The organism is Streptomyces sp. NPDC038213, assembly GCF_055600495.1.
In genome coordinates this window covers 60,075-72,072 of record NZ_JBVJYM010000022.1, presented here as the reverse complement: position 1 = coordinate 72,072, position 11,998 = coordinate 60,075, and the positions used below count along the sequence as shown (strand labels likewise).

The window sequence follows — 11,998 nt, the reverse complement described above, 5'->3', positions numbered from 1 at the left end:
GTCACGTGCCCCCTCTCTCCGCCGCACCCGGACCCGGCCTGCCCGCGGACCCCTCCGCGCCGCACACCCCGCCGGAGCTGACCGGACCGAACTGGGACTCCGCGGCCCGCCGCCTCCTGGCGAAGATGCTCGGAGAGTTCGCGTACGAGGACATCGTCACCCCGCGCCCCGACCCCACCGGCGCCGACGCCTGGACCCTCGCCCTCGACGACGGAGCCCTCCTCGGCTTCCGCGCCCGCCGCCGCGCCTACGGCAGCTGGCAGGTCGACCCCGGCACCCTCACCCTCACCCTCACCGCCGCCCCGGCCCCCGTCCCCCTCACGGACCCCTTCCGCTTCCTCGTCCTGGCCCGCCGCACCCTCGCCCTCGACGGCGCCACCCTCGGCCACCTCGTCCGCGAGCTCTCCTCCACCCTCAGCGCCGACGCCCGCCTCGACCACACCGCCCTCACCGCCGACGTCCTCGCCGACCTCGACTACGCCTCCCTCGAAGGCCACCAGACCGGACACCCCTGGCTCGTCCTCAACAAGGGCCGGATCGGCTTCTCCGCCGCAGACGCCGCCACCTGGTCCCCGGAGGCCCGCACCCGCCACCGGCTCCCCTGGCTCGCCGCCCACACCTCCCTCGCGGCGTACCGCGGGGTCGCCGGGCTGGAGGACCCCGCCGCCCTCTACGCCCGCGAACTCGCCCCCGCCACCCGCGCCGGCTTCGACGCGGTCCTCCACGAGCGCGGGCTCGACCCCCGCGCGTACCTCTACTTCCCCGTCCACCCCTGGCAGTGGGACGAGGCCGTCCTCACCCTCTTCGCCCCTTCCGTGGCCTCCGGCGCCCTGGTCCCCCTGCCCGCCGACCCCGACGAGCGGCTGCCGCAGCAGTCCATCCGCACCTTCCTCAACACCTCGCGGCCCGACCGGCACAGCGTCAAACTCCCGCTGTCCGTCTTCAACACCCTCGTCTGGCGCGGCCTGCCCAGCCGGCTCGCCCTCGCCGCCCCCGCCGTGACGGCCTGGGTCCACTCCCTGCGCGACCAGGACCCCTTCCTCCGCGACGAGTGCCGCGTGATCCTCCTCGGAGAGGTCGCCTCCGTCACCGTCACCCACCCCGTGTACGAGCAGCTCCCCGAGGTCCCCTACCAGTACAAGGAGCTCCTCGGAGCGATCTGGCGGGAGCCGCTCACCGGCGCCCTCGACCCGGGGGAGCGCGCCCGCACCCTCGCCTCGCTCCTGCACACCGACCCCCGCGGGCGCGCCTTCACCGCCGAGCTCGTGGCCCGCTCCGGCCTGAGCCCCGCGGTCTGGCTGCAGCGGCTCTTCGCCGCCCTCCTGCCCCCGCTGCTCCACTTCCTCTACCGCTACGGCACCGTCTTCTCCCCGCACGGCGAGAACGCCATCGTCGTCTTCGACGCATACGACGTGCCCGTCCGCCTGGCCGTGAAGGACTTCGTCGACGACGTCAACGTCAGCGCCGAACCGCTGCCCGAGCGCGCCGCGATGCCCGAAGAGGTGCGCCGGGTCCTGCTCACCGAGCCCGCCGGCTTCCTGCCCCAGTTCATCCACTCGGGGCTCTTCGTCGGGGTCTTCCGCTACCTCTCCGCCCTGTGCGAGGACCGGCTCGGCGTACCCGAGGCGCAGTTCTGGTCACTCGTACGGGCCGAGATCCTCAGGTACCAGCAGCGCTTCCCCGAGCTCAAGGAGCGCTTCGAACTCTTCGAGCTGCTCGGCCCGCGCATCGAGCGGCTGTGCCTGAACCGCAACCGCCTGCACACCGACGGCTACCGCGACCGCCCCGAGCGCCCGCACGCCGTCGTGGACGGAACCGTCCCCAATCCGCTGCACCAACCGTGAACCGTTGTCAGCGGCGCCGCGTAGGGTGGACAGCGCTATGACGAAGCCCTCCCTCCCCGACCTGCTGCACGCCGCCGTCTCCGCCGTCGGCGGTACGGAACGCCCCGGCCAGGTGGCCATGGCCGAAGCCGTCGCCGAAGCCATCGACGACAACTCGCACCGGCTGATCCAGGCCGGCACCGGCACCGGAAAGTCCCTCGGGTACCTGGTCCCGGCCCTGGCGCACGGCGAGCGCGTGGTGGTCGCCACGGCCACCCTCGCCCTCCAGCGGCAGCTGGTCGAGCGCGACCTGCCGCGCACGGTGGAGGCGCTGCACCCGCAGCTGCGCCGCCGCCCCCAGTTCGCCATGCTCAAGGGCCGGTCGAACTACCTCTGCCTGCACCGGCTGCACGAAGGGGCCCCGCAGGACGAGGAGGAGGGCCTCTTCGACCAGTTCGAGGCCGCCGCACCCACCAGCAAGCTCGGCAAGGACCTGCTGCGCCTGCGCGACTGGGCCGACGAGACCGAGACCGGGGACCGCGACGACCTCACCCCCGGGGTCTCCGACCGCGCCTGGGCGCAGGTCTCCGTCTCCTCCCGGGAATGCCTGGGCGCGACGAAGTGCGCGTACGGCGCCGAGTGCTTCGCGGAGGCCGCCCGCGAGCGGGCCAAGCTCGCCGACGTGGTGGTCACCAACCACGCCCTGCTGGCCATCGACGCCATCGAGGGCGCGCCCGTGCTGCCGCAGCACGAGGTGCTGATCGTGGACGAGGCCCACGAGCTGGTCTCCCGCGTCACCGGGGTCGCCACCGGCGAACTCACGCCCGGGCAGGTCAACCGGGCCGTGAAGCGGGCCGCGAAGCTCGTCAGCGAGAAGACGGCGGACTCCCTCCAGAGCGCCGCCGAGGGCTTCGAGCGGATCATGGAGCTGGCCCTGCCGGGCCGCCTGGAGACCATCCCCGAGGACCTCGGGTACGCGCTGCTCGCCCTGCGGGACGCGGCGCGCGACGTGATCTCGGGGATCGGCGCGACCCGCGACAAGTCCGTTCAGGACGAGGACGCCGTACGCAAGCAGGCCCTGGCCTCGGTGGAGACCGTGCACCAGGTCGCGGAGCGGATCACCCAGGGCTCCGAGTACGACGTGGTCTGGTACGAGCGGCACGACCGCTTCGGCGCCACGCTGCGCGTCGCCCCCCTGTCGGTGTCCGGGCTGCTCAGGGAGAAGCTGTTCGCCGAGCGCTCGGTGGTGCTGACCTCGGCCACCCTGAAACTCGGCGGGGACTTCAACGGGGTCGGCGCCTCGCTGGGCCTGGCCCCCGAGGGCGTGGAGGGCGAGGACCTGCCGGTCTGGCGCGGCCTGGACGTCGGCTCCCCGTTCGACTACCCGAAGCAGGGGATCCTGTACGTCGCCAAGCACCTGGCCACCCCCGGCCGCGAGGGCTCCCGCGGGGACATGCTGGACGAGCTGGCGGAACTGATCGAGGCGGCGGGCGGCCGCACCCTCGGGCTCTTCTCCTCGATGCGGGCCGCGCAGGCGGCCGCGGAGGAGCTGCGCAGCCGGCTCGACGTGCCGATCCTCCTCCAGGGCGAGGAGACCCTCGGCGAGCTGATCAAGTCCTTCGCCGCGGACCCGCGGACCTGCCTGTTCGGGACGCTGTCGCTCTGGCAGGGCGTGGACGTGCCCGGGGCGAGCTGCCAGCTGGTGGTGATGGACCGCATCCCGTTCCCGCGGCCCGACGATCCGCTGATGAGCGCGCGCCAGCGGGCCGTGGAGGAGTCGGGGGGCAACGGCTTCATGGCCGTGGCCGCCACGCACGCCGCGCTCCTGATGGCTCAGGGCGCGGGCCGGCTGGTCCGGGCCACGGGGGACCGGGGGGTGGTGGCCGTCCTCGACCCGAGGCTGGCCACGGCCCGGTACGGGAGCTTCCTGCGGTCCTCACTGCCCGACTTCTGGTACACCACGGACCGCAACCAGGTCCGCAGGTCCCTGGCTGCCATCGACACGGCGGCCCAGCAGGACGGCAGCTAGACCGTCTCTTCCGGGTCTCGCCGGGGCCGCGGCGCCCGGCACTGCGCCTCGCCGCGCCGTCGGGAACTCCGGGTGCGGACATACGGACACGGGCGCGCCCGCGGCGGGGGTTTCCGGCGCGGGCGCGGGTGTGGCGGGCCTCCGGGCCCGGCGCAGTGGGTCCCGGAGGCCGGTTCGTGCGGGCGGTCAGACCCGCCGCAGGACGGCGACGACCTTGCCGAGGATGGTGGCCTCGTCACCGGGGATGGGCTGGTAGGCCGCGTTGTGCGGGAGGAGCCAGACGTGCCCGTCCTCGCGCTTGAAGCGCTTCACGGTGGCCTCCCCGTCGAGCATGGCGGCCACGATGTCGCCGTTCTCCGCCACGGGCTGGCGGCGGACCGTGACCCAGTCGCCGTCGCAGATGGCCGCTTCGATCATGGAGTCGCCGACGACCTTCAGGACGAAGAGCTCTCCGTCGCCCACCAGCTGGCGGGGGAGGGGGAACACGTCCTCGACGGACTCCTCGGCGAGGATCGGGCCGCCTGCGGCGATCCGGCCGACCAGGGGCACGTACGACGCGGCGGGCTTGCCGGCGGTGTCGGTGGGCTGCGAGCTGGGCTGGTCCGAGGCGCGGACCTCGTACGCCCGGGGGCGGTGCGGGTCGCGGCGCAGGAAGCCCTTGCGCTCCAGGGCCATGAGCTGGTGCGCCACGGAGGACGTGCTCGACAGGCCGACGGCCTGGCCGATCTCGCGCATGGACGGTGGGTACCCCCGCCGCTGCACGGAGTCCCGGATGACCTCGATGACCCTGCGCTGCCGGTCCGTGAGCCCGGAGCTGTCGGCGCGGATGCCAGGGGGACGGCCGGGCAGGGAGCGTGCGGGGCGTACGCCCTCGCCCTCCGGGATCATGGCTGCGTCATTCATGGCATGCACCGGCTCGAGTCGGCTCTGGGAGCGGTTCTGGGCAGTGATGGTGGCACTGTCTGCGGTGGTGGTCACGTCGGCCCCTCTCGACTTGTTCTCCCTGGCCCGATCAACGGTAGTAGCTTTCGAAAGGTTGCGCCAAACACACGTTCGAGTGAAAAAGTGGAGTTCACTCGACGTGATCACATGACCAGGTGTATGGGGAGATCGAACGGGCCTGCGTACCGAACGCCGGTTCGGCGGCGGAATCCCTCCCGCGGTACCCTTCCGCGTCGGAGCGGACCGGTCCGGGACTGCGGCGGGCAAGGGCTCCAGTCTGGCACCGGACCCGCCTGGATCCGGCCATCGGGCCCCGCGACACGCGGGGCGAGCCAAATGCAGGCCAACCCAAGATCTAGTGGTTGGATTGCCGCGGCCACCCATAAGTTGTGTTCCTCGGTCTGCTGAGGCGCGCGACATCGCATATGCTGGTGGCTGCTTCGAGAGCCGCGGCAGTCCCTGCCCCCGTCTTCGGACGGCGCTCCGGAGCCCATTCAGTCGTGCCATGAGGGAGGGTGAGGAGCCGTGCACTGCCCCTTCTGCAGGCACCCTGACAGCCGCGTCGTCGACAGCCGCACCACCGACGACGGAACGTCCATCCGCAGACGCCGCCAGTGCCCGGACTGCTCCCGCCGCTTCACCACGGTGGAGACCGCGTCACTCATGGTGATCAAGCGGAGCGGTGTGACGGAGCCTTTCTCGCGCACGAAGGTCATCTCCGGAGTGCGCAAGGCCTGCCAGGGGCGGCCCGTGACCGAGGACGCGCTGGCCAAGCTCGGCCAGCGGGTCGAGGAGGCGCTGCGCTCCACCGGCAGCGCCGAGCTGACCACCCACGACGTGGGCCTGGCCATACTCGGACCGCTCCAGGAGCTGGACGTCGTCGCCTACCTGCGCTTCGCGTCGGTCTACAAGGCGTTCGACTCGCTCGAGGACTTCGAGGCCGCGATCGGCGAGCTGCGCAAGGAGCGGCCCGCCCGCGAGCCCTGCGGACACGGCGGGACCTGTCCGGTCCCCGTGCCCGCCACCGCCGCCGACTGAGCGGCCGGCCGCCGCGCGCGGCCGGCCCCCGGCGGCCCCACAGCCTGCCTTCGGCGCCCCGCGCGCCGCGGGCGAACCAAGCCAGATCAGACACACACCACCGTGCCCGGAATTTCGACGGCACAGCAGGGCGTTTTTGCCCGTATATGGGAGGCATCGGCATGACAGAGACGGCGAGCGGTCCGGCACGTGGTTCCCGCACCAAGGGAGCCAAGGCGACGGGCAAGGGCCTGCGTATCGAGCGCATCCACACCACCCCCGGCGTGCACCCGTACGACGAGGTGGCCTGGGAGCGCCGTGACGTCGTCATGACCAACTGGCGCGACGGCTCGGTGAACTTCGAGCAGCGCGGCGTCGAGTTCCCCGACTTCTGGTCGGTCAACGCGGTCAACATCGTCACCAGCAAGTACTTCCGCGGCGCGGTCGGCACCCCGCAGCGCGAGACCGGTCTGAAGCAGCTCATCGACCGGATCGTGAAGACGTACACGAAGGCCGGCGAGGACCACGGCTACTTCTCCTCGCCCGCCGACGCGGAGATCTTTGAACACGAGCTGACCTACGCCCTCCTGCACCAGGTCTTCAGCTTCAACTCGCCGGTGTGGTTCAACGTCGGCACGCCCCAGCCGCAGCAGGTCTCCGCCTGCTTCATCCTGGCCGTCGACGACTCCATGGAGTCGATCCTCGACTGGTACAAGGAAGAGGGCATGATCTTCAAGGGCGGCTCCGGCGCCGGCCTGAACCTCTCCCGCATCCGCTCCTCCAAGGAGCTCCTCTCCTCCGGCGGAAACGCCTCCGGCCCGGTCTCCTTCATGCGCGGCGCCGACGCGTCCGCAGGAACGATCAAGTCGGGCGGCGCCACCCGCCGCGCGGCCAAGATGGTCGTCCTGGACGTGGACCACCCGGACGTCGAGGACTTCATCGCCACCAAGGTGAAGGAGGAGGAGAAGATCCGCGCCCTGCGCGACGCGGGCTTCGACATGGACCTGGGCGGCGACGACATCACGTCCGTCCAGTACCAGAACGCCAACAACTCCGTCCGCGTGAACGACGAGTTCATGACGGCCGTCGAGAACGGCGCCGAGTTCGGCCTGCGCGCCCGCATGACCGGCGAGGTCATCGAGAAGGTCGACGCCAAGGCCCTCTTCCGCAAGCTGGCCGAGGCCGCCTGGGCCTGCGCCGACCCGGGCATCCAGTACGACGGTGTGATCAACCGCTGGCACACCTGCCCCGAGTCCGGCCGGATCACCGCGTCGAACCCGTGCAGCGAGTACATGCACCTGGACAACACGTCCTGCAACCTCGCCTCCCTGAACCTGATGAAGTTCCTCAGCGACGACGGCAAGGGCAACCAGTCTTTCGACACCGAGCGCTTCGCCCAGGTCGTCGAGCTCGTCATCACCGCGATGGACATCTCCATCTGCTTCGCGGACTTCCCGACCCAGAAGATCGGCGAGAACACCCGCGCCTTCCGCCAGCTGGGCATCGGCTACGCCAACCTCGGCGCCCTGCTGATGGCCACCGGCCACGCGTACGACTCCGACGGCGGCCGCACCCTCGCCGCCTCCATCACCTCGCTGATGACCGGTACGGCGTACAAGCGCTCCGCCGAGCTCGCGGCGGTCGTCGGCCCGTACGACGGCTACGCCCGCAACGCCGAGCCCCACAAGCGCGTCATGAAGCAGCACGCCGACGCCAACGCCACCGCCCCGCGCGGCGACGACCTCGACACCCCGATCTGGGCCGCGGCCACCGAGGCCTGGCAGGACGTCGTACGCCTCGGCGAGAAGAACGGCTTCCGCAACGCCCAGGCCTCCGTCCTCGCCCCGACCGGCACCATCGGCCTGGCGATGTCCTGCGACACCACCGGTGTCGAGCCGGACCTGGCCCTGGTCAAGTTCAAGAAGCTCGTCGGCGGCGGCTCGATGCAGATCGTCAACGGCACCGTCCCGCAGGCCCTGCGCCGCCTGGGCTACCAGGAGGAGCAGATCGAGGCGGTCGTCGCCCACATCGCCGAGCACGGCAACGTCGTCGACGCCCCCGGCCTGAAGACCGAGCACTACGAGGTCTTCGACTGCGCGATGGGCGAGCGCTCCATCTCCCCGATGGGCCACGTCCGCATGATGGCCGCGATCCAGCCGTGGATCTCCGGCGCCATCTCCAAGACGGTCAACATGCCGGAGACGGCGACCGTCGAGGAGGTCGAGGAGATCTACTTCGAGGCCTGGAAGCTCGGCGTCAAGGCCCTCGCGATCTACCGCGACAACTGCAAGGTCGGCCAGCCGCTCTCCGCCAAGAAGAAGGAGGACGAGAAGGCCGAGGTCACCGCGAAGGCGGAGGACACCATCCGCACCGCGGTCGAGAAGGTCGTCGAGTACCGCCCGGTCCGCAAGCGCCTCCCCAAGGGCCGCCCCGGCATCACCACCTCCTTCACGGTCGGCGGCGCCGAGGGCTACATGACCGCCAACTCCTACCCGGACGACGGCCTCGGCGAGGTCTTCCTGAAGATGTCCAAGCAGGGTTCGACCCTCGCGGGCATGATGGACGCCTTCTCCATCGCCGTGTCCGTGGGCCTGCAGTACGGCGTCCCGCTGGAGACCTACGTCTCCAAGTTCACCAACATGCGCTTCGAGCCGGCCGGTATGACGGACGACCCGGACGTGCGGATGGCGCAGTCGATCGTCGACTACATCTTCCGCCGCCTGGCGCTGGACTTCCTGCCCTTCGAGACCCGCTCGGCCCTCGGCATCCACACCGCCGAGGAGCGCCAGCGCCACCTGGAGACCGGCTCGTACGAGCCGCTCGACGAGGAGCTGGACACCGAGAGCCTCGCGCAGTCGGCGCCGCTCGCGGCCGTCGCCCCGATCCCGCAGCCCGCGGTCATCGCCCCGGTGCCCGCCCCGAAGCAGGCGCACACCAACGCCGAACTCGTCGAGATGCAGCTCGGCGTGAGCGCGGACGCCCCGCTCTGCTTCTCCTGCGGTACGAAGATGCAGCGCGCCGGCTCCTGCTACATCTGCGAGGGCTGCGGCTCGACCAGCGGCTGCAGCTGATCACCGCACCCGGCCCGGTGAGGGCCTGAGCACCCCGCACGGGCGGGGGCCGCGATCCCCGCGGCCCCCGCCCGTGTTCTCATGTCGGGGACGGCGCGCTGCGCCGAGGGGGAGGACGGGGAATGATCACTCCGAAGCTGGCGACCGTGATCGAGCGCAGGCTCCTGGTCAACTACCGGGTCGAGCCGGACACCGCGGCCGCACTGCTGCCCGCGGGCCTGCGGCCGAAGCTCGTCAGGGGCTGGGCCGTGGCGGGCATCTGCCTGCTCAGGCTCGGGCGCGCCCGGCCCAGCTGGGCGCCCGGCGCGGTCGGCCTGCGCAGCGAGAACGCCGCCCACCGCTTCGCCGTCGAATGGGACGGCCCCGACGGGCCCGAGACCGGCGTGTACATCCCGCACCGGGACAGCGGCTCCCTCGTCAACGTCGTCGCGGGCGGGCGGCTGTTCCCCGGTACGCACGGCTCGGCCCTCTTCGAGGTCCGGGAGTCGGAGCGGGACTGGGAGATCGGCTACGAGACCCGGGACGGCGGGACCCGCGTACGCGCGGTCGCGCACCTGGCCGGCGAGCTGCGGGGGAGCGAGCTGTTCGACGGGCTCGACGAGGCCTCCGAGTTCTTCCGGCTCGGCCCCAAGGCCTACTCGCCGGGCCGCTCGGGCCTGCGCCTCGAAGGGATGCGGCTGCAGACCGACGCCTGGCGGGCGGAGGCCGTGGACCTGGAGTCCGTCGGCTCCAGCTACTTCGAGGACCCGCAGCGGTTCCCCGCGGGCACCGTGCACCTCGACAGCGCCCTCGTCCAGCGGAACGTACCGGTCAGCTGGCACCCCCTGCCGTCCCTGCCGGTCGGAGCCGCCCCGGCAGGGACGGAGGCCCCCCGTGTGGCAGGGTGACGCCCTCGACCTCGACGCGTACCTCGGGCGGATCGGGTACGGCGGGGAACTCCGGCCGGACCTCGAGACGTTGTACGCAGTGCACCGCCACCACTCGCGCGCCATCGCCTTCGAGAACCTCGACGTGGCCCTCGGGCGACCCGTCCCACTCGGGACCGGGGAGCTCCAGGACAAGCTCGTCCGCCGGCGCCGCGGGGGGTACTGCTACGAACAGAACTCGCTCCTGGCCGCCGCCCTGGAGCGGATCGGGTTCGACGTCGCCGGGCGCGGCGCCCGCAACCGCACCCGCGGCGAGGTCCTGCTGCCGGTCACCCACGCCCTCCTCGTGGTCACGGTGGCGGGCCGGCCCTGGCTGGCCGACGCCGGGTTCGGCGCCCAGGGACCGACGGAGCCCGTGCCGCTGGAGCCCGGGACGGTCGTGCACCAGGGCGGCTGGAGCTTCGCCGTGGCCGCGGAGGAGGATGGCATCCTCGTCCTGCGCGCGCTACGCGGCGACGGGGGCTGGCGCGACCTGTACGCCTTCTCCCCGCAGCGGCTCCACCCCGTCGACTTCGCCCTGATGAACCACTGGAGCGCCACCCACCCGCAGTCCTTCTTCACCGGACGGATCGTCGCCATGCGCCCGGGCGAGGGCACCCGCCTCGCCCTCGTCGACGGGGAGCTGACCCGCTTCCGGCCCGGCCTGGAGTCCGAGCGGAGCCCCGTCGCACCCGATGATCTGATCGGGGTGCTCGACCGGGAGTTCGGGATCGGGCTGCCGGAAGCGGACGCGGCACAACTGGTCCGCACGGACTGGGCCGGACTCCGACCGCGACCGCACTGATCGCCGTACGATGGCGCGGTGCTGGTCAAGTGGATTCGCTGCACGGTGGTGGACCGCCGGGGGTTCGAGCGAGGGCAGCGGAAGTGGGCGGGGCTGCCCGGCGAGCCCGGCTTCCGGGGGCAGGGCGGCGGCTGGAGCCGGGGCCGGCAGGGGGTGGCGCACGTCTTCGCCTTCTGGGAGAGCCGCTCCTTCTACGACTCCTTCATGGCCCGCTCGCACGACCGGCTCGCCGCCGCCCAGCACGGCACCTTCACGGACGCCCGGGTCACGCTCTTCGACCACCGCTTCGACGTGAAGACGGGGTTCACCCCCCAGTTCACCGACGCCGACCTGCTGCGGGTGGCACACTGCCGGGTGCGGGAGGGGCGGCTCGACCACTTCGCCCTGATGCAGGAGAAGGTGTGGAACCCGGCCATGGCGGGGTCCCCCGGGATGGTCAGGGGCCTGTTCGGCGAGGCCCCCGGGCGCGAGTTCCTGGTGCTGTCCATGTGGGACTCGCAGGCCGAGCACGGGAAGTACCGCGAGGAGCGGATCGAGCGGCTGTCCCTGCGGGCCCGGCTCGAAGCCGACATCGAGGCGCTGACCGGGGACGTCATCGACCTGGAGCGGAACTGGACCGTCTGAACCCGCAGCCGGGCCCGCACTCCGTCCGGACCGCCCGGCCTGAGGACGGCGGGTCCCCGCGCCGTCCTTCGATCGGCCCCCCGGTGCGCCCGAACGGGCGCGGTCCGCCGTAGGGTCGGGACATGGCACGACCGCGGCGCATCGTCCTCCTCCGGCACGGGGAATCGGAAGGCAACGTCGACGACACGGTGTACGAGAGGGAGCCGGACCACGCCCTGCGGCTGACCGCGTCCGGCCTCGGCCAGGCAGTGGCCGCCGGGGTGCGGCTGCGCGCCCTGTTCGGCGAGGAACCGGTCAGCGCGTACGTCTCCCCGTACCGCCGCACCCTGCAGACGTTCCGGGCCCTGGCGCTGGACCCGGCCCGGGTGCGCGTGCGCGAGGAGCCGCGGCTGCGCGAGCAGGACTGGGGCAACTGGCAGGACCGGGCGGACGTACGCCTCCAGAAGGCCTACCGCGATGCGTACGGCCACTTCTTCTACCGGTTCGCACAGGGCGAGTCCGGGGCGGACGTGTACGACCGCGTCGGATCCTTCCTGGAGAGCCTCTACCGCAGCTTCGAGGCCCCCGACCATCCGCCGAACGTCCTGCTGGTCACGCACGGGCTCACGATGCGGCTGTTCTGCATGCGCTGGTTCCACTGGTCGGTGGCCGAATTCGAATGCCTGTCGAACCCGGCCAACGGCGACATCCGGATGCTGGTCCTGGCCGAGGACGGCCGGTACCGCCTCGACCGGCCCTTCGAGCGCTGGACCACACCCGAGCCTTACGACCTGGACGGCTAG

9 protein-coding genes are annotated in these 11,998 nt (G+C 72.0%); 8 read left to right on the top strand and 1 reads right to left on the bottom strand.

Annotated features, from left to right (window positions below):
* Nucleotides 1–5: 5 nt before the first annotated feature.
* Both ACZ7JZ_RS25820 and ACZ7JZ_RS25815 read left to right on the top strand, forming a co-directional pair.
* Nucleotides 6–1,844, top strand: a complete 1,839-nt coding sequence (locus ACZ7JZ_RS25820) for an IucA/IucC family protein (RefSeq protein WP_470943249.1) — start codon at nucleotides 6–8, stop codon at nucleotides 1,842–1,844.
* Nucleotides 1,845–1,881: 37 nt separating this feature from the next.
* On the top strand, nucleotides 1,882–3,852 hold the full coding sequence (locus ACZ7JZ_RS25815) for an ATP-dependent DNA helicase (RefSeq protein ID WP_470943247.1): 1,971 nt from the start codon (nucleotides 1,882–1,884) through the stop codon (nucleotides 3,850–3,852).
* Between the two features lie 186 nt (nucleotides 3,853–4,038).
* Here the strand turns inward: ACZ7JZ_RS25815 and lexA are convergent, their stop codons facing one another.
* Entirely contained in the window at nucleotides 4,039–4,830 is a 792-nt protein-coding gene (gene lexA / locus ACZ7JZ_RS25810) for a transcriptional repressor LexA (protein WP_470943246.1), read from the bottom strand.
* Between the two features lie 489 nt (nucleotides 4,831–5,319).
* On the opposite strand from lexA, the gene nrdR reads away from it, so the two are divergent.
* The 6 genes from nrdR (at nucleotide 5,320) to ACZ7JZ_RS25780 (ending at nucleotide 11,998) form a co-directional block, all read left to right on the top strand.
* A complete protein-coding gene (gene nrdR / locus ACZ7JZ_RS25805) occupies nucleotides 5,320–5,832 on the top strand; it encodes a transcriptional regulator NrdR (protein ID WP_470943245.1) in 513 nt (170 codons plus the stop codon).
* A 161-nt stretch (nucleotides 5,833–5,993) separates the two neighbouring features.
* Entirely contained in the window at nucleotides 5,994–8,882 is a 2,889-nt protein-coding gene (locus ACZ7JZ_RS25800; protein ID WP_470943244.1) for a vitamin B12-dependent ribonucleotide reductase, read from the top strand.
* A gap of 122 nt (nucleotides 8,883–9,004) precedes the next feature.
* Entirely contained in the window at nucleotides 9,005–9,769 is a 765-nt protein-coding gene (locus ACZ7JZ_RS25795; RefSeq protein WP_470943242.1) for a DUF2071 domain-containing protein, read from the top strand.
* A complete protein-coding gene (locus tag ACZ7JZ_RS25790) occupies nucleotides 9,756–10,592 on the top strand; it encodes an arylamine N-acetyltransferase family protein (protein WP_470943241.1) in 837 nt (278 codons plus the stop codon). Before ACZ7JZ_RS25795 ends, ACZ7JZ_RS25790 begins: the two co-directional genes overlap by 14 nt.
* A gap of 18 nt (nucleotides 10,593–10,610) precedes the next feature.
* Nucleotides 10,611–11,216, top strand: coding sequence for a YdbC family protein (locus ACZ7JZ_RS25785; RefSeq protein ID WP_470943239.1), 606 nt, complete (start codon nucleotides 10,611–10,613; stop codon nucleotides 11,214–11,216).
* Between the two features lie 122 nt (nucleotides 11,217–11,338).
* The gene (locus ACZ7JZ_RS25780; protein WP_470943237.1) at nucleotides 11,339–11,998 is read left to right on the top strand and encodes a histidine phosphatase family protein; all 660 of its coding nucleotides are present in this window, start codon (nucleotides 11,339–11,341) and stop codon (nucleotides 11,996–11,998) included.